This is a genomic window from Aquidulcibacter sp. (assembly GCF_044346625.1).
GTDB lineage: Bacteria > Pseudomonadota > Alphaproteobacteria > Caulobacterales > Aquidulcibacteraceae > Aquidulcibacter.
Genome location: NZ_JBIIYV010000015.1, coordinates 1 through 17,378, shown reverse-complemented (window position 1 = coordinate 17,378; position 17,378 = coordinate 1). Strand labels below are relative to the sequence as shown.

General features: G+C 57.8%; 15 protein-coding genes, 1 tRNA gene and 1 pseudogene. 6 read left to right on the top strand and 11 right to left on the bottom strand.

The window, feature by feature from the left end; all coding sequences use genetic code 11:
- Positions 1–4 precede the first annotated feature (4 nt).
- A complete protein-coding gene (hisB, locus tag ACIQ20_RS05915; RefSeq protein ID WP_395778410.1) occupies positions 5–595 on the bottom strand; it encodes an imidazoleglycerol-phosphate dehydratase HisB in 591 nt (196 codons plus the stop codon).
- Positions 596–822: 227 nt separating this feature from the next.
- Between hisB and ACIQ20_RS05910 the strand changes: the two genes are divergently transcribed.
- The 3 genes from ACIQ20_RS05910 to hslU are packed head-to-tail and all read left to right on the top strand — an operon-like array spanning position 823 to position 4,481.
- Entirely contained in the window at positions 823–2,571 is a 1,749-nt protein-coding gene (locus tag ACIQ20_RS05910; protein ID WP_395778332.1) for a putative bifunctional diguanylate cyclase/phosphodiesterase, read from the top strand.
- A 51-nt stretch (positions 2,572–2,622) separates the two neighbouring features.
- On the top strand, positions 2,623–3,186 hold the full coding sequence (hslV, locus tag ACIQ20_RS05905; protein WP_395778330.1) for an ATP-dependent protease subunit HslV: 564 nt from the start codon (positions 2,623–2,625) through the stop codon (positions 3,184–3,186).
- Positions 3,183–4,481, top strand: coding sequence for an ATP-dependent protease ATPase subunit HslU (gene hslU / locus ACIQ20_RS05900; RefSeq protein WP_395778328.1), 1,299 nt, complete (start codon positions 3,183–3,185; stop codon positions 4,479–4,481). Before hslV ends, hslU begins: the two co-directional genes overlap by 4 nt.
- A gap of 13 nt (positions 4,482–4,494) precedes the next feature.
- Here the strand turns inward: hslU and ettA are convergent, their stop codons facing one another.
- On the bottom strand, positions 4,495–6,156 hold the full coding sequence (gene ettA, locus ACIQ20_RS05895) for an energy-dependent translational throttle protein EttA (protein ID WP_395778326.1): 1,662 nt from the start codon (positions 6,154–6,156) through the stop codon (positions 4,495–4,497).
- Positions 6,157–6,314: 158 nt separating this feature from the next.
- On the opposite strand from ettA, the gene ACIQ20_RS05890 reads away from it, so the two are divergent.
- Positions 6,315–6,695, top strand: coding sequence for a PIN domain-containing protein (locus ACIQ20_RS05890; RefSeq protein WP_395778324.1), 381 nt, complete (start codon positions 6,315–6,317; stop codon positions 6,693–6,695).
- Between the two features lie 100 nt (positions 6,696–6,795).
- A complete protein-coding gene (locus ACIQ20_RS05885) occupies positions 6,796–7,431 on the top strand; it encodes a DUF1134 domain-containing protein (RefSeq protein ID WP_395778322.1) in 636 nt (211 codons plus the stop codon).
- A gap of 4 nt (positions 7,432–7,435) precedes the next feature.
- Here ACIQ20_RS05885 and ACIQ20_RS05880 read toward each other — a convergent pair whose 3' ends face one another.
- Positions 7,436–7,912 (bottom strand): gluconokinase, encoded by a 477-nt coding sequence (locus ACIQ20_RS05880; RefSeq protein WP_395778320.1) that lies wholly within the window; start codon positions 7,910–7,912, stop codon positions 7,436–7,438.
- Between the two features lie 123 nt (positions 7,913–8,035).
- Here ACIQ20_RS05880 and ACIQ20_RS05875 point away from each other — a divergent pair.
- A tRNA-Leu gene (locus ACIQ20_RS05875) sits at positions 8,036–8,120 on the top strand.
- A gap of 331 nt (positions 8,121–8,451) precedes the next feature.
- Here the strand turns inward: ACIQ20_RS05875 and ACIQ20_RS05870 are convergent.
- The 8 genes and pseudogenes from ACIQ20_RS05870 to ACIQ20_RS05835 all read right to left on the bottom strand — a co-directional run.
- The gene (locus ACIQ20_RS05870; protein WP_395778318.1) at positions 8,452–9,543 is read right to left on the bottom strand and encodes a mandelate racemase/muconate lactonizing enzyme family protein; all 1,092 of its coding nucleotides are present in this window, start codon (positions 9,541–9,543) and stop codon (positions 8,452–8,454) included.
- A complete protein-coding gene (locus tag ACIQ20_RS05865; RefSeq protein WP_395778316.1) occupies positions 9,530–11,191 on the bottom strand; it encodes a GH3 auxin-responsive promoter family protein in 1,662 nt (553 codons plus the stop codon). Before ACIQ20_RS05865 ends, ACIQ20_RS05870 begins: the two co-directional genes overlap by 14 nt.
- Positions 11,191–12,540 carry a sterol desaturase family protein gene (locus ACIQ20_RS05860; RefSeq protein ID WP_395778314.1) on the bottom strand — a complete coding sequence of 450 codons (1,350 nt, stop codon included), beginning with the start codon at positions 12,538–12,540 and terminating at the stop codon, positions 11,191–11,193. The genes ACIQ20_RS05865 and ACIQ20_RS05860 overlap by 1 nt, the downstream gene beginning before the upstream one ends.
- The gene (locus ACIQ20_RS05855) at positions 12,537–14,357 is read right to left on the bottom strand and encodes a CocE/NonD family hydrolase (RefSeq protein WP_395778312.1); all 1,821 of its coding nucleotides are present in this window, start codon (positions 14,355–14,357) and stop codon (positions 12,537–12,539) included. The genes ACIQ20_RS05860 and ACIQ20_RS05855 overlap by 4 nt, the downstream gene beginning before the upstream one ends.
- Positions 14,358–14,480: 123 nt before the next feature.
- Positions 14,481–15,542 (bottom strand): phosphotransferase family protein, encoded by a 1,062-nt coding sequence (locus ACIQ20_RS05850; RefSeq protein ID WP_395778310.1) that lies wholly within the window; start codon positions 15,540–15,542, stop codon positions 14,481–14,483.
- The gene (locus tag ACIQ20_RS05845) at positions 15,529–16,623 is read right to left on the bottom strand and encodes a hypothetical protein (RefSeq protein WP_395778308.1); all 1,095 of its coding nucleotides are present in this window, start codon (positions 16,621–16,623) and stop codon (positions 15,529–15,531) included. The genes ACIQ20_RS05850 and ACIQ20_RS05845 overlap by 14 nt, the downstream gene beginning before the upstream one ends.
- Before the next feature lie 196 nt (positions 16,624–16,819).
- Complete coding sequence (locus tag ACIQ20_RS05840) at positions 16,820–17,188, bottom strand: hypothetical protein (protein WP_395778306.1); 369 nt, start codon at positions 17,186–17,188, stop codon at positions 16,820–16,822.
- Positions 17,189–17,219: 31 nt separating this feature from the next.
- A pseudogene (locus tag ACIQ20_RS05835) lies at positions 17,220–17,336 on the bottom strand (IS5/IS1182 family transposase); the annotation flags it as partial.
- Between the last annotated feature and the right edge of the window lie 42 nt (positions 17,337–17,378).

The following is a 17,378-nucleotide window of genomic DNA, read 5'->3' as shown; positions in this document are numbered from 1 at the left end:
TGCCTTAAAGGACGCCCTTTGTCGAGGCGACAGCCCCATTCAAACGGGGGTCAATTTCAATCGCGACCCTGAGGGCGCGCGCAAGGGCTTTATAGCAGCTCTCGATAATGTGGTGGGTGTTCTGGCCGTAGAGGTTCTCGACATGCAGACACAGGCCACCATTGCCAGCAAAAGCGTGGAACCATTCCTTGAACAATTCAGTGTCCATATCGCCGACCTTGGGACGCTCAAAATTGACGGTCCAAACCAGATAAGGCCGGTTCGCCAAATCAATCGACGCGCGCGACAAAGTCTCGTCCATCGGGATATAGGCATGGCCAAACCGCCGGATGCCAGAAAAATCACCCAAAGCGGCTTTAAGCGCCTGCCCCATCACAATACCGGTATCTTCGACGGTGTGGTGCATATCGATATGCAGGTCGCCCTTCGTAGAAACCGTCAGGTCAATCAGCGCATGCTTGGCAAAGCTTTCGAGCATATGGTCAAAAAAGCCAATGCCGGTCGAAACCTTCGCAGTTCCTGTCCCATCCAAATTCATGGTGACAGAGATCTGTGTTTCCTTGGTATTGCGCTGAATAGTGGCCGTTCGCACGATGAAATCTTTCCGCTAATGGTCTGGGTGAGCGCACCGCTGTTTGGTGCGAACGGCCCCCTCTTAGCGCTTTAGGAAGACAAAGGAAACACGTGATCGCGCTGGTTTCAGTCTGCATCTGTGAGGCCCAGATTAAGGCCGCGTCAACCTAATGTGTGCAAACAGGAAAAGTTGGTCTGGGAACTTGTTGGTGTTGTCGCCGCATCCAGAACTCATGGGCGTAGAATTCAGTGAAAGATTGGTTTGAAAACATCCTAAAGACCCTGGCCGGGAAGCTGGCTTTGGCTTTCCTCGGCCTTATAAGTGTCGTGATGTTGGGCATGATCTTGATCTTGGGCTTTACCCTCGGCGGACGTGCCTTGACGTGGGCCATTGGCGGGGCAATTTTGTCAGTGATTTTGGCTACAGCAGCCTTCTTTGCCTTTGTGAGCCGCATCACAAGTCCACTGCACGATCTGACCGAATTTGCCCAACAGACCAATTTGAAGCGCTTGGGTGTCCGTCTCGACATTCGCTCTGGCGATGAACTTGAAATTCTTGCCCGAGCCTTGAACCGAATGATGCAGCGCCTGGACGCCTCCATGAAGCGCATCCAGCAACTGGCCTTTGTGGACACCATCACCGAACTGCCTAACCGCGACCGTTTCCGTCAGGAAACCGATGAAGCCGCAAAATCTAATGCTGCTAACAATTTGGTCGGTGCCGTCATCTCGATCGATGTCGACAAATTTCTCCGTGTGCAAGAGACCTTGGGCCAGATTGCTGGCGAAGAATTATTGGGTCTGGTTGCAGAGCGCCTATCGGCTGCGGTGCGGGCGTCGGATCGGATTGTGCGATTGCAAACCTGCATTGCCCGTCCCGCACTTTTGGCACGGACCGGGAGTTCTGAATTTGCCGTTCTGATTCCAGACATTGATGATCCAACCCAAGCTGGTCGCTTTGCCCAATTGGTTGCTGCAGGTTTGCGCCAGCACTTTGAGTTGAGCGGTCACCGCATCGTGCTGGGTGCGTGCGCCGGGATTGCGATCTTCCCGCAAGACGGTGAAACAGGCGAAGAAGTCTTGCGTTCAGCCGACCTTGCGCTCAGCCACGCCCGCAATGGTGGGCGCAACCGCAGCGTCTTCTTTACGCGCAAGATGAACCAGCGCGCTCTGGAGAAACTGGTGCTTGAGAATGAGATTCGCGCCGGGATCGAGCAAGGTCAGTTCATGGCCTATTTCCAGCCGAAAGTGGATCTGGGTACCGGTCGCATTCACGGCTGCGAAGCCTTGGTACGCTGGAACCACCCAACCCAAGGCATGGTTTCGCCAACCAAATTTATCACCGCCGCCGAGGAAACCGGCCTGATTGCGCCCCTGGGCGACTACATCATGCGCGATGCCGCCAAAAAGGCGGCAGCTTGGCTGCGCCGGGGCATTGCGCTGCGGGTAGCGGTCAATGTGTCGGCGATGCAGTTCAACGACGATAACTTTACGGCCAAGGTCCAGAGCATTCTGGCCGAAACCGGCCTGCCGGCTTCTTTGTTTGAGTTGGAAATCACTGAATCCATCGCCATGAGTAATCCAGATCGGGTGATCCGCCTGCTTGAACCGTTGCGGAACAAGGGTGTTCGGATCGCCATCGATGATTTCGGAACGGGTCACTCAAACCTAGCAGCGCTTACCCGCATGCCATTTGACGTCTTTAAGATTGATCAAAGCTTTATTCGCGCCTTGGGCAAGGACCGCAATGCGCCAACAATGATTGAAACTATTATCGCAATGGCAGGCGGCCTGAATTTTGAGACGGTTGCCGAAGGCGTGGAAACCCAAGAACAAGCCGCCTTCTTGAAAAAGCGTGGCGCGACTCTGGGGCAGGGCTATCTGTTTGGCTCGCCCATGTCGGCAGATGAATTTGAAGCCCATGCCCGCAAGTGGGCTGCCCGTGCAGACGGCCTAACCCAAGCACCGGCAATCGAAGAACTGCGCCGTACTAGCTAAGCTGAGCCCGTGCGCCTTGAAGTCAGCCTCCACAAACGCCATTACATGGACATGAGCGATTTTGAACGTCCCGCCGCCGACTGGCGCGGCACAACGATTCTGGCAGTGCGCAAAGGCGGCAAAGTCGTCGTCGTCGGCGATGGCCAAGTCTCGGTTGGCAATACTGTGATGAAGCATGGCGCACGCAAGGTTCGCACCCTTGCAGGGGGAAGTGTTCTTACAGGCTTTGCCGGCGCCACGGCGGATGCCTTCACCTTGTTTGAGCGGCTGGAAGGCAAGCTGGAGCGCTTTCCCAATCAATTATTGCGCGCCTGTGTTGAATTAGCCAAGGACTGGCGGACAGACCGATATTTGCGCCGCCTTGAGGCCATGCTGATTTGCGCCGATAAAGAGGGCACCTATGTGCTGACCGGCACGGGCGACGTGCTGGAACCAGATCACGCTGTAGCCGCCATTGGCTCTGGTGGCGGTTATGCGCTGGCCGCGGCCCGGGCGCTTTATGATCAAGACTTAGACGCTGAAACGATCGCGCGCAAAGCCATGGCGATTGCAGCAGATATTTGTGTGTACACCAATGGCAATCTGACCATTGAACAATTGGCAAGCGTAGAATGACCGACCTTTCCCCCCGCGAAATTGTTTCAGAGCTCGACCGCCACGTCATTGGCCAATCCGACGCCAAGAGGGCCGTTGCCATCGCGCTGCGTAACCGCTGGCGCCGCAAGCGCTTGCCTGAGAAGCTGCGCGAAGAAACAACGCCGAAAAACATTCTGATGATTGGGCCAACAGGCGTCGGCAAAACCGAGATTGCGCGCCGTCTCGCCAAACTGGCAGGTGCGCCCTTTGTAAAAGTCGAAGCCACCAAATTCACCGAAGTCGGCTATGTCGGTCGTGATGTTGATCAAATTATCCGAGATCTTGTGGAGGCTGCCATCCATTTGGTGCGCGACCGCCGCCGGAAAGATGTGCGCGCCAAGGCCGAAGCCATGGCCGAAGACCGCGTTTTGGATGCCCTCGTCGGGACCGAGGCGAGCCAAGGCACACGTGAAGCTTTCCGCAAAAAGCTTCGTGGCGGCCTTTTGGCAGACAAGGAGATTGAACTTGATTTCGATGTGAGTTCTCCCGCTGCCTCGATGATGGAGTTTCCAGGAGCGCCGGGCGGCATGATCGACTTAGGTTCGATGTTGCAAAGCCTGTCCGGCACGAAGAAGCGCACGCGCAAGACCACGGTTGCCGAAGCTTATGAGCCCCTCGTGATGGAGGAAAGCGATAAGCTGTTGGATAAGGATTCCATCACGCAAGAAGCCTTGCTTTTGGCCGAGACCGAAGGCGTTGTTTTTATCGATGAGGTCGACAAAATTTGTGCGCGCGCCGAACGCCAAGGGGCCGATGTCAGCCGCGAAGGCGTACAGCGCGATTTGTTGCCTTTGATCGAAGGCACCACCGTTTCAACCAAGCACGGCGCATTGAAGACTGACTTTATCCTGTTTATCGCATCGGGCGCTTTCCATGTGGCCAAGCCATCCGACCTGTTGCCAGAGTTGCAAGGCCGCTTGCCAATCCGGGTGGAGTTGCAGGCCCTGACCCGCGATGATTTCCGCCGCATCTTAACCGAGCCTGAAGCCAGCCTTGTGAAGCAATATGTCGGCCTGATGGGAACCGAAGGCGTAACGCTTTCCTTCACCGACGACGCCGTGGATGCCATTGCCGATGTGGCTGTTGCGGTGAATACCAGCGTTGAAAACATCGGCGCGCGCCGTCTGCATACCGTCCTGGAGCGCGTACTGGACGACATCAGCTTCAACGCCACTGACCGCGGCGGCGAGACCATCGATATCACCGGTGCCTATGTCCGCGAAAAGGTCGAAGGCTTGTCGAAGAACACTGATTTGAGCCGGTTTGTGCTGTAGGGGGTTAACCCCCCTACCGCGCGAATTTCTGGAACTTGATGCGACTTGGGATAATTTCTGTCAGGCCCAGACGACGCTTTTTGTCTTCTTCATAGGCTTGGAAGTTACCTTCAAACCATTCCACGTGGCTTTCCCCTTCATAGGAAAGAATATGCGTGGCCAAACGGTCAAGGAACCAGCGGTCGTGGCTGATGACGACGGCGCAGCCCGGCCAGACTTCCAGTGCGTTTTCAAGGGCAGACAGCGTTTCAACGTCAAGGTCGTTTGTCGGTTCGTCGAGCAGCAACACATTGGCCCCGGAACGCAGGGTTTTGGCCAGATGTACACGGTTGCGTTCCCCGCCAGACAAAAGTCCGACTTTCTTTTGCTGATCTGCGCCCTTGAAATTAAAGGTTCCGACATAAGCACGCGAGGGTACTTCGCGTCCGCCGACATCGATAATGTCGAGCCCGCCGGAGATTTCTTCCCACACGTTCTTGCTATCATCCAAATGATCACGGCTTTGATCGACAAAGCCCAGCTTAACACTCTCACCTACAGTGATGGAGCCGCTGTCTGGTACTTCTTGACCGGTAATCATTTTAAACAAGGTCGATTTACCCGCCCCGTTCGGCCCGATCACGCCCACAATGCCGTTTTGCGGCAATTTGAAGGTGAGATCATTGATCAACATGCGGTCGCCATAACCCTTGGACAGGCCATCAAAGCGAATAACATTGGTACCCAGCCGCGGTCCGGGTGGAATTTGGATGGTGGCGAAGCTCTGCTTTTCGCGCTCGGCCGCATCTGCCATTTCTTCATAACGGGCCAGACGCGCCTTCGATTTGGCTTGGCGTGCCTTCGGGCTTTGCCGCACCCAGTCCAATTCCTTGGCCATCATTTTGGACTTGGCGTCGCTCTCGCGCTCTTCTTGCGCGATGCGCTTGGCCTTTTGTTCCAGCCAGCTGGAATAATTGCCTTCGTAAGGAATGCCTTTGCCGCGGTCGAGTTCAAGTGTCCACTTTGTCACTTGGTCGAGGAAGTAGCGGTCGTGCGTGACGAGAATAACGCAGCCCGGAAACTCTTCCAAATGGTGTTGAAGCCAGGCCACCGATTCTGCGTCCAAGTGGTTGGTTGGCTCGTCCAGCATCATCATGTCGGGCTTGGACAACAAGAGGCGGCACAAGGCGACGCGGCGCTTTTCCCCGCCCGAGAGCTTGGAAATGTCGGCATCATTGTCCGGGCAGCGTAGCGCGCCCATCGCCATTTCGATCTTGGCATCAATGTCCCACGCATCAGCAGCGTCAATCTGCTCTTGCAAGGACGTCATCTCTTCCATCAGTTCGTCGCTATAGTCTTCAGCCATCTTCATGGAGACTTCGCCGAACCGATCAAACAAGATCTTCTCCGGGCAGTCAGCAATCACATTCTCCCAGACTGATTTGGTGGCGTCCAAGTCTGGTTCCTGAGCCAAATAGCCCATTTTTGTGCCTTGGGCGGGACGGGCCTCACCCGTGAAATCCTTATCGAGGCCAGCCATAATCTTCAAAAGGCTGGACTTACCCGAACCGTTGACACCAACCACACCGATCTTCGCATCTGGGTAAAAGGACAACCAGATGTTTTCGAATACTTTCTTGCCGCCTGGATAGGCTTTGGTCAGGCCTTGCATTTGGAAGATATGCTGATGTGCCACGCGTGTGTCTTTCTGTCAGTCAAACTAGGGGTTGGCCGGGCTTTTAGCTGACCCGAAGGCTAAGGGGAAGGGTGTGCCATGCGGGGGACTTGTGCTGCTGCAGGCGCATGGCTATCGAAGGGCTCGCACGCACTAACCCAAACAAAAGGGTGGGGTCGATGAAGGTTTTGTTCGACACCAATATATTGATCGACCATCTGCAAGGGCATCGGGCGGCTAGCGAGTCCATTTCGAGCCATCCCGGGGCCGCCATCTCTGTCATCACCTGGGTAGAAGTGATGTGCGGCGTGCCTTCTGCCCAGGAAGACGCCATGCGTCTCTGGTTAGACCGCTTTTATTTGATCCACGTCGACGCCGACATTGCAGTCTATGCAGCGGCCTTGCGGCAAGAAAGACGGCTCGATTTGGCTGACGCGCTGATTGTCGCCACCGCCCAAGCTAGCGGGAGGACTTTGGTCACGCGCGACCGCGCGCTTTGTCATGAGCTGGACGATCCACCCGTTCTGGTCCCCTATGAGATGCATGCCGACGGGGCTTGATCGCGAGCATGGCCAAGGTCTGAACACGCTGTGGCCATTTTAACGCCAAACTAACCATGTTTGGCTTTAACAAGCCAAGGGGCGATTTTGGAGCCACATCATGATTGATCGGAAACTTGCTATTCTCTGCGCGGCAGTCCTAAGTTCGGGCCTGACTTTGGGAACACCTGCCCTCGCGCAAACCACAGGGCCAACGCCTGATGACATGGCGACGTCATCAAGTCCGGCACCTGCTACCAAAAAGGCCAATCCTGACGGCTTCACCCAGCAGGAAATTGTCGATGCGGCTGGAACCTTCTTTGGCAAAACCTCGGGCAGCGTCGGCCAAGCGGTCGAGCGCGTGTTCCAAGACCAAGGCAGCCCCGTCGGCTATATCCGGGGCGATGAATATGCTGCTGCCATCGGCTTTGGCGTCCGTTATGGCCAAGGCACCTTGGTGATGAAGGACGGCCAAGAGCGCAAAATCTTCTGGCAGGGCCCTTCCATCGGCCTCGACACCGGCGGTAATGCCAGCAAAGTCTTCACCCTCGTTTATAATCTACAAAACCCGGACGGCATCTATCGTCGCTATCCAGGTGTCGAGGGCGCGGCCTTCTTTATTGCTGGGATTGCAGTCACTTATCAGCGTGCTGAAGGGGTGACATTGGCTCCAATGCGCACAGGCATTGGCTTTCGTGCCGGTGTGAATGCTGGCTATACCGCTTATTCCAAACGCCGCCGGGCCATCCCATTTTGATCGCTCACGCAGATTTGAGTGCAAATGCCTGAATAATCTGATCGACCTGCGCAGCCGTTGGCTGTGCAGCGTCGACGGCAAGTGCGTCGTCTGGTGACTCCAGCGTTGAAAACTGTGAGGCCAAGATGCTGGGCCCGGCAAAATGGCCTTGCCGGGTCGACAAGCGCGTGTGGGCAAGGTCGGTCCCAATCACCAAATGCACCAGATAGTCAGGCGCCAAACTTGCGCGATGAATCGCCTTAAGGGCCGAGCACGCCAAAACCGTCGACACCCCCACCGCATCAAACACAGGCTTAATCCTAGCCAACCAGGCCGCACGGTCGGTCTCATCCAACGTGACGCCTGAGGCGATTTTGGCCTTGGCTTCTGGAGAATGAAAATCGTCGGCGTCGAGAAAGCGCCAGCTCAGACGCGCCGCCAAAGTCGAGCCCAGGGTCGTTTTGCCTGCGCCAGAGACGCCCATGATCACCAGTTTGGCCATAGGCATGATCTAGACGAGCCAGCCTTGCCCCAGCAAGTCAGCCGCGCAGGGCGAAATCGCACCTGACGCAATGATAAGTCAATTGACGCCTGCGCCCATGTCCTCTAAATCCCCGCTTCCATTGCCCAGATGGCGGAATTGGTAGACGCACTGCTTTCAGGTAGCAGCGCCGCGAGGCGTGGAGGTTCGAGTCCTCTTCTGGGCACCATTGTTCTTTTTCGACAGGAACGCTCCGAAATTTTGCGGAAGCGCTTAGCATTGGGCTGACAGTACAAATTTTTGAAAATCTGTCTTGATCCTGTACAGGCGCGCTCGGCGATACCGCCAAAAGCGCCCCAGGATACTGCCGCAGTGCTCACAGGTTACGTTGTCGAGAACGCCCGACCCGGCCCGAAGCCGATCAGCGCCGAAATCAGATGTCCAACCGGCGCTGCGATCTTCGATCCCGCAGCGCCATTTTATCTCGCCCCTGAAGATTGTCGTGTTGCGGGGTATTCCTGGCGGTTCCTTGGTGATTCCGGGTTCCGCCCGCATGGAGTTCATGAGAGCCCGAAAGCACCAGCGTGAGCTGTTAATGTAAGGCCCATACCGTAGGCGCTGACGATAGGGTCTGGCCGCAGGCCTCCATGTGCGATGCGCAGCTCCGGGGAAACAATATCCTGGGTGAGCAACCACGTTCCATAGCCAGCTTCAAAGCCGCGAAGATCGCCACTGGCGGCGGCCGCGAGCGACAAGGCCGCACGAGCCAGGATGCTTGTCTCCCCCACTTGGGCACCGATAATGATCGGACGGTTTTGGGCGCGGGCGCAGTCGAGCACGGCGCGTGAACGCAACAAACCGCCAAGTTTGGAAACGCGCAAATTGACGGCGAATCCCTCTGGCATCGCGCTGAGGTCAGCAAGGCGTGTGAGGCTTTCATCCGCGATGATGAGAAGGCCGGTGGCCTCAGAAATGGCGCGCAGGCCCGCCCAGTCGCGCGGCTTGATCGGCTCTTCTACCGCCCAAGCAAAGGCTGCAAGATTCTTCAGCGCGGCTATGGCGGATGCAGCGTCTGGCCAGAGATTGTTTGCGTCGAGGCGAACCGCGCCCGAACGCGATAGCGCGCGCACGCGCGCGACATCGCGCCGCGCGTCGCCGCTGACCTTAAGCTTTGCATCGTGGAGACCGTTCATTTTAAAGAGCAAGCGCTGGGCCTTAAACTTCAGCCCGCCGCTCGTTCCATAAACAGCGCTCGCTGGAATGCTGGAAGCCCGCGGAATGCCGAGGAACGCTTCAAGCGGCTTTTGTGCGCGCCGGCCAAAGAGATCGAGCAGCGCCAACTCGACGGCGCAAAAGGCGCTGGGATTAGCGTCGATTTCGACTTCGTGGGTGGCCATCCAGGCTTTCAGATCGTCGAAGCCTTCAAGGCGCGCGAACGTATCCCGGTGGGCTTTAACGAACACCAACGCGGTGGCGACTGTTTCGCCGGTCACATAGCTGCGCGGGCATCCTTCGCCCAGGCCAAATAAGCCACTCCTATCCTTGACAAGAACGATGATGTTCTCCGCAGAAGCGCGCTCCGCGGATGCATGGCCAAAGCGGGTCCGGAACGGAATTGGACAAGAGACGGCTTTGATCTCAAGCGACGGCATCGACGATCTCGAAAGCGGATAGGTTAAAGTCGAATTCTTCGACCGTTTGCAAAGCGAGGACTTTGGCCTGCGCCTCGCGCTGCCCCTTATGTTCGACCAAATGACGATGATAGGCTTCGCCGGCGTCGCGGCGGAGCACACGCACTTGCAACGGATGCAGTCGGCCGCTGCCCCGTTTGGCGGCATATTCAATGTTCAAGTGCGCAAGCTTTGCGTCGATCGAGGCGGCCAAGTCTGTGCTGAGAACGGTGCTGTTCGCCGGCTCTACCCAAAGGAAATAGCGTGCATCGGCTGTATCGGCGAGCGCAACATAGAAGCGTGGCGGCTCTGGCAAGCATGCGACCACAGCGGCATGGACTTGGTCTTCTGACAGTTTCTCGCCAACGATATTGGTGACGCCGCGCCCTTTGCGGATGAAGGCCAAAGTGGGGGTTGCGCCAACGCGCCCGGTAACGCGCATCACATCGTTCATGTGGTAGCGCAAAAGGCCAGCAGCGGTGGTGACGATGATATGATAGTCCTGCCCGTATTCGAGCTCGTGCAGCAAGCGCGTCTCCCGCACGCCCGCGTCCCAATCATTGACCGGGACGAACTCAAAGAACACATCGCGGAGCATCGGCAAAGCCAAGCCACGCGTCACATCAACAACGACCGTCCCGCGCAGTTCGCTGGCGACATAGCCGGCGTCCATCATTTGCCCCTGGGGTGGAAGCTGAGCCCGGACTGCCTGCGCGGCAATCGCGCAGCCACCGCCGAGCCAAGTCACCACTGCACGCAGATTTGGCCACAGCGTCGAAAGTCGAATGGGCAGCGCCGCGGCAAGGCGCTGGCCGGGGATTGGCGCCGGCCTCAAGAGCGGCGCGATGGCATGGCGCACGCCTGCATCCAGGCGATCGGACGCATGAAACCCACCGCACAACAAGTCTGCTGCAAGCGCCTGTCGATTGTCATCGATGACGGCGAGCAGCCGCAGGATCGTTGAGGGATTGGCGGTTGCGATCAGCGAAAGATCGCTTTGAGCGAGCGCGAGCCGCGCGATGAGCAGATACTTGAGGGCGTAGTCTTCAATGCCAAACACTTGCGCCGGCACGACATAGTTGGCGCGCACAATTCCTGGCATAGTTTGATAAATCAACCCGCTTGTGGCACCGGCGGCGACATTGCGGCTCAAACGTTCCTCCGTGGCGGCGCCGCCAAGACCAAGCACTTTGCCGGAGAATGCGCGCAACGCGGCGTGCGGCGCATAGGCCATCGCCCGCTGGGCGGTTTGTGATTGGCGCAGCGTGGTCGGGGTCACTGGAATGTATTTTTGCTTACCTGTCGTGCCGCTGGTGCGAGCATACATCAATGGTGGTTCGGGCGCGATTTCGAGCGCGCCGGATTGGATTTCATGTTCAATCGCGGGGCGAATGTCTTCATAGGTCTGGATTGGAACTGCCGCGCGAAAGGCGTCGACCCCGTCGACATGTGCGAGACCAAACCTTTGGCCTTGGCCTGTCGGCACGCACAAGCGCACGATTTCGCGCATCGCGCTTTCCTGTGCGGATCGCGGGTCCTTCGCCGCGCTCAAGAGCTTGCGATGTGCGCTGCGGCCCAGCGTCTCCATCGAAGCCCATAGCGCGGCGCGCGCGAGAAATTCCTGCAGCATTACGAGCCCTTGCCTTCATCGGGCCGGAACGGCGCAGCCATTTGCCGTGTAAACCCGCTCGGGTAGGCCGGGTCGACAAGCCCCAAGGTCTCCACCTTGCGCTGCCTTGGCCGGAAATAGGTGCCGAACACGAGATCCCAGACCACAAAGCTATGCGCGTAGTTGTTGTTGGATTCAGCAATCGTTCGCGAATGGTGCCAGCGATGCACTTCAGGGCCGCTGAAAATGTAGTTAAGCGGCCCAAGCCGGATATCGACATTGGAATGCTGGAACAGGCCGCTGATCGCATAAAAAACAAAGTAGTAAGCCAGCGCTTCCGGGCCGATCCCGATGACAACAAAAGGCAGAGTGTCGCAGCAGAATTGCAGCGTTTTCTCAAAGGGGTGAAAGCGGAAGACGTTTGTCGAGTAAAGCTTTTGCGGCGCATGATGCACTTCATGCAGACGCCACAAGGGGCGCCAAGTGTGGACAGCGCGATGCAGCCAATAGCGCAGGAAGTCTCCGGCGATCACCTTCAGGACCAGTTGCGCCGCGATCGGCCAATGATCCGGCCACAGACCAAGCCCACCGCCATGCGTTTGCAGCAGACTGGCGAGCGTGAACGCCACCGCCCAGCCTAGCGCGAAGGGCACGATCACCTGCACGATGACCATGAACACGCCGTCCTGAACATAGTCGCCCATGCTGGCGACCCACTCTTTGCGAAACGGCGCAATCCGCTCACACAGTAAGATCATTGACCCGAAAATCGCGACGGTCGCATATGGCGCCCAGGCGAGCGCGGTGCCGCTGTGGAGGAGCGCCGCAAGGAGCGCCAAGGCCCCGAGCATCAACAGCGGGTATGCTGCGTAGCGGATTGCCCAGCGCGCGCCGCGCCCGAGCCAAGCCGGCGCAAGCGCCTCACCCTTCAGGTAGCGCCCTGCGACCACCACCATCAGCGCCAAGATGATGTGGAAGAACCCGGGCAAATGGTCGTTCAAGAACGGCGTTTCGCGGGCGATGGTGAAGCCGGCGACAAAGCGGATGGCTGACCCCACCAAATAGATGAGTCCAATCCAGCTGACGACGGCCCCGGCGCGTCCCTGACGACGTAGTCGCCCCTCGGTCATAACTTTGATCATCCAGATCGCCACACCGATGATCGCGATCTGCGCAGCGACCAGAACGCCATAAGGCAGCGTGCCCGAATGCCAAGCCTGAAACGGTGGTAGCCAATCCACCGGGGCATAGAGTTGAAGAAGCTGCGCGCAGACCCGAAACACAAACAGCGCAAGCAGTGCGGCAAAGACGATAGCAAAATTGCGCTCAGCTGCGGTGCGCGGCGCGGGCTGAGACCGGGCGGCGTTCATTGGGGGATCACCGGCAAAAGGATATGAGACGGTGTTTCCGCACCAAGCCAAAGGGCTTGCTGCGCCGTACGTGTTGTCGTCGCACTGGCAGCGCTTTCGCCTGTGTTCGGATTGCGATCAAAGCGCGGAAAATTGCTGCTTGCGATGTCCACGCGTAAGCGCGCGCCAGCAGGCAGCCGCACGCCGGTTGCGCCCATGTCAATTTCAATAAGGGCGCGTTCGCCAGGTGTAAATGCACTGCGGACAATTCCGTCAGTTAGGTTATAGGCGACGCCATCCAGCGCCACTAAGGAAAGCTTGGCGGTAAAGTCCGTTGACGGCGAATCTGTGGTGACCCAAAGCGCCGCCTGGACTGGCCCAACCAGCTCCATTGGCCCTGGCAAGGGCGGGCCGACGAATGACAGCACATCGGCGCGCGCGCCCGCAGAATCTTGCGCCACGACCCCCGCGCGCGGCCCGAGCATGGCACCGCCGCGCGTTGGCACGGGATTGAGGGGATCGCTGACATATCGTGCGACGGTTTCGCGGTCAGGCGCAGCGTCGCTCAAACCGCCGCCAGACGTCAAATAAAGCGGCACATAGCGTGTCCGCGCGAGCGGCCATTCATTCTCGTCGCGCCATGCGTTTGCGCCCATGATGTAGAGACGAACCCGCGCTTGCGGCTTTACCGGCGGACCGACCTTAAGGCGGGAATCGAACCAATCGAGCGCAGGCTCTATGCTGCCGCGTCGATAGGGCACAGGCGTCGGCAAGCCCGGCCAAGCGATCTCGCGCGCGTGAGCATAGGGGCCGATGATCAGGCGCGATTGCGCACTTGCCGGCGCAGCGCTCAACTTGGCGAAGTCTGCAAGCATGCTGGGCAGAAAAGGATCATACCAACCACCAAGCAGCAAAAACGGTGCCCTCGCCTGCGCCGCGCGGTCTTCACCATCTACGCCGTCCCAATAAGCGCTGCCTGGTTGATTTTTCAGCCAATCATTGAAAAAGAAAATGTCTTGTGCAGCGGCATCGTCAGCGCGGTTCATTGGCAGGCTGCGAGCGCCCCGATCAAGCGCCGCCATGTCAACGTCACGATCACGCGGGCCATGCGAATTCAGCGCCCAGTATAGCCCGCTCTCCAAAGCGAACGCGCCGCCTGGATGGAAGAAGTCTTGAAACCGACTTGAGGCGATCTGGACGAAATAAGCGTTTGGCCCAGGATCGCCCTGGTCCGCGATGGCCCATTGCGTATGACCGAACGCCGAGCCGCCCCACATCGCCAGGCGTCCGTCCCACCAAGGTTGTTGTCGTAGCCAAGCAAGCGTGTCGATCCCGTCGTCGCGTTCGTGGGTGAGGGGCGCGAATTCGCCGCCGGAGCGGAACCGGCCGCGCGTGCCCTGGACGACGACGACGTAGCCCCGCGCCGCCCAGAACCGGCCAATCGAGTCCGAGCGCAGCCGGTTCCACAGTGAGTCGGAAAAGGGAATGCGGGTGAGAATGGTGGGCGCTTTGTCGAGCCCGACGGGACTATGAACGACCGCGCGCAGAATAACGCCATCGCGCGTGGTCATGGCGACATCGTGGTGCGTAGACACCCCATGCGTTGCTGGGCGTGTTTCAGCGGTGGGGAGAAACAGCGATTGAGCGGTGAAATCGATCAGCGCGGTCCGAAACAGCCAAGCCGAGCCGAGCAACGCCGCCAGCGCAAGCAGCGCCACGCGGATACGAGAAGCCCCATTAAACTGCCTTCGCCGCATCCACCCCTCGTCCGTTTCAGCGACTGTGCCGTATCGCGCACCACCTGGCAAGTAGGGGATAGGGATGGAGAACTGATCCATGGGTCAGCTGTTGTGGGGCTCGCGGGTGACAAGCGGGACCCTGCGGGAACACATCCGAACGCTCCGCCCTTCGGTGCCATTCTCCGCAACTCCGATACCACTCTCTTGCTTGACGATGTCCCCCTAAATCAACCCAACAGAGCCGTGATCCTCAACCATCGCGGCGGCACGGGCACACATGGCTAGGAACATGGCGTCACCGCGCGGCGTTTGTGCGACGATCATGGAGGCAAGGACACCCATCAGGAATCCGACCAAAGCGTCTCGCCGATAGGTGTCCCATAGGCTTTGGGTATCGGCTTCGGGCACTCCGGCTTTCACCAGTTGGTTGATCCACAAATCAATCAGAGCGCGCTCATGCGTGCGGCGCATCTCTGGTGTCAGGGCTGTTCCCAGATAATAGGCAATATCGGTGGCACCATTGCCCACCCCGGCCGTTTGCCAATCGACGATGACAATTGGGTAGGCGGCATCACCTTCCTGGAACAACATGTTATCGGGTCGGAAGTCACCATGGGTGAGGCACCGTGGTCCGGTACGCTGTGAAATCCACGCATTGATCCGACCCAAATAAGCCTCGCCCGTAGCGCGGATTTGGTCGTTGATCTGATCGGCATAGCGCGCGCAAAAGGCTGGCCACAGCATTTCAAACAAGGCGTCGACATTCATGCCAGAAGCAGCTTGCGAGCCGTTTAGCCAAGTATGGGTATCGAGCCTAGCATCGCCCCACCAAGCAGCGTGAATGCTGGCGGCCGCCACCATCGCCAGCTTTGCCTCTTCCAGCGTCGCGGGCAGGAGTTGGTTTCCCGGCCTATGGCCTGGAAAGTCGTCCATAAGCAAAGCAAATTCGTGGCTGGCTTCATCAATGGCGGCATATCTAGCCGTTGGGATCGGCAGGGGCTTGGTGTTGCCGTAATTCTGGTAGAATTTCACCTCTCGCACATAGCTCAATTGCGCAATGCCCGTGGCCCGGCTGACCGGATCTTCCGACATGAACTTGCCGATCAGGGAAGCCGGATGGGTTGGGCCTGGATCGGTGTCGGTCAACACAAAGCGGTAGGTCGCCCCGACCTGCCCGGTCCCGACCGGCTTGGCTGCAACGCCAGAAACGGCCCACCCAAAATGTTGTGCCAGCCAGTCGGCAGTGATGTCAGTCGGCGCGGGGATAGGATCAATCTGCGACAAGGCTTGTCAGTCCCAGGGGGGCGTAGGCGCCAATGATGAATTGTTCGAGGATACCGGTGCCTACTTCAGTCTCGCCGCCACCCGACACGGTCACCTTGCAAACAGCCTGGATATGAAGATGGTCCGGGCGACCCGGCACGATGTTGGAAAGGTCGATATCCTCCCGCTCGGTGACCAGCTCGCCCTTCCAGCCGCCATGCCCCCAAGTGGGGTGACCATAGCCAAGACCCCGCATCAGGAAGGTGGTGATTGGCTGGAAAGCAGCGTGGCGTGCAGGTTGCCCATCAGCCTCCATGATCAAGCTGGCCGAGCTGGCGTGGCGCATGCCGGGGATGAGCGTCAGGGACATGGACGCCTGCTCGGTCTCAATCCTGTCATCGGGACCTGCCTTGTCCGGGCACCACACTGCGCGGCTATTCCAAGGCTTTCCGGCTCCATCAGCATTGATGTGAAAGAACAGGCTGGCATCGGCAAAGTTCACCGGGCTCCAAATCCAGAAAAATTGCGGCACCTGTTGGGGTACGGTCGGCTGGGGGTCACTGGCACCAATGGGTCGAACGCCCCAAGAGCGGTCGCGCGTGCCGACACTGCCGCCAACATCTTCCCGCACACCATCGATCTCGATCCAGCCGGACCAATGCCCGTTTTGGGTCATTCGGGTGTAATCCATAAAGGTGCGTGGCCCGATGCGGCGGGTAAAGCGCGGTTCCTCGACCGGAAAAGCGCGGCCGGTAAAACTCAAGTCGGCGCTAAATCCCTCATGCTCGCTGACGATAATGCGCAGAATGTTGAGGGGCTCGACAATCTCAATTTTGATCGGCCCGACCGACAAATCCATCCGCTCCATCGCCAGAAGCCGCGACGCATGCAGGCAATGTTGGACACCGCCGCGAACCACCGAGAAATGCGCATCGGCGACATTTAAATGCGGATAAACGCCAAAAGCCAAAGCGAAAAAGCCGCTACCATCTGCTTGGTATCCGTTGAAGAAATACCGATCGTAAAAATTGCGATCCGTACCCGAATAGGCAATCGGTTCAGCGGTTTGATGAATTGGATAGTCATCACCTTGTGTCAGCATATTTGTGTTCCAAACCGGTGAAAGTGGTGGTGCAGCAAACTATGGCGCATTCTGAAACAAGTTGCCACACCCAAGGCGCGAAGTAAGCCTTGTAAACGCCTGGCCGTCTTTGGATGGAAATCAGACGGAAGTTTTTTGTAGACTTACCAACAGACTTGCTCTGAGTGCTTGATATGCGCCGCGGGGATCCCTTCACTTAAGCTGGGGGCATCCCAAGATCTTCAGGACGAATGCTAAGGACGACGGGAGTTGGAAAGATCCATCTACCTGTTTCGTATCGCTGTGGGGCTGTTGCAATTACTTCCAATCTTAAAGTCATAACTTGCTCACCCACTTCATAAATCTTGGAAACGAGCGCATCCAAGGTAGCCAAATCATAAAGATAGATGGCCTCATCCTTTCCCCAGCCTCTTCTTAGAAATAGCGTTTCTGGATACTCTCCTGAATAAACAAAATTTCCGTGGGCTATCTGATTGCGCTCTTTCGAAATAGTCAAAAGGGAATCGAAGAGATCTTTTTTACGCTTCTTTACCTCTATGTTTTGAGGTGCTTTGCGATTCAGCATTTTGAGAAGAAGCTTTCGCCGTAAATCTAGGTCACGTTGACAAACTCTTGAACCAGAGTCGTACGGCGATGATTTGAGTGAAGCCGAGATAGCTTGCGGCGGTTTTATCGTAGCGTGTTGCGAAGCGGCGGGAGCATTTGAGTTTGTTGACCCGAAGGGCCGCGAAGCGCACCACCGCTCAACGCGGTTT